At 53.3% G+C, this 244-nt stretch carries 1 protein-coding gene; it reads left to right on the forward strand.

Annotated features, from left to right (window positions below):
* Positions 1 to 17 precede the first annotated feature (17 nt).
* Positions 18 to 244, forward strand: a 227-nt coding sequence (locus QN347_RS20705) for a hypothetical protein (RefSeq protein WP_323494532.1), incomplete at its 3' end; no start/stop codon positions are given.

Below are 244 nucleotides of genomic sequence, written 5' to 3' on the forward strand. Positions count from 1 at the left end.
ATCTTGCACCAACTGTAGTGAGTTTGCCGCTGCACTGGCAAACTGCCTTACAGCCTCAATTACTGCAAGATGAAAACGTGCTCAATGCCTTTGAGGTTGACTTGGACACGCAATTGCGTTTCCGCAAGGGCTTTGTCGTGGTGACCGACCGCGGCTTATTGTCTTGTGCCGCCGGCGAAGCGAGTTGGCAGCGCTGGGAATATCGTGACGGTTTGCAACTTACGCATCATGACCATGCCGGTGT

The sequence above is a fragment of the Sphingomonas sp. 10B4 genome (genome assembly GCF_035019905.1).
GTDB lineage: Bacteria > Pseudomonadota > Alphaproteobacteria > Sphingomonadales > Sphingomonadaceae > Sphingomonas > Sphingomonas glacialis.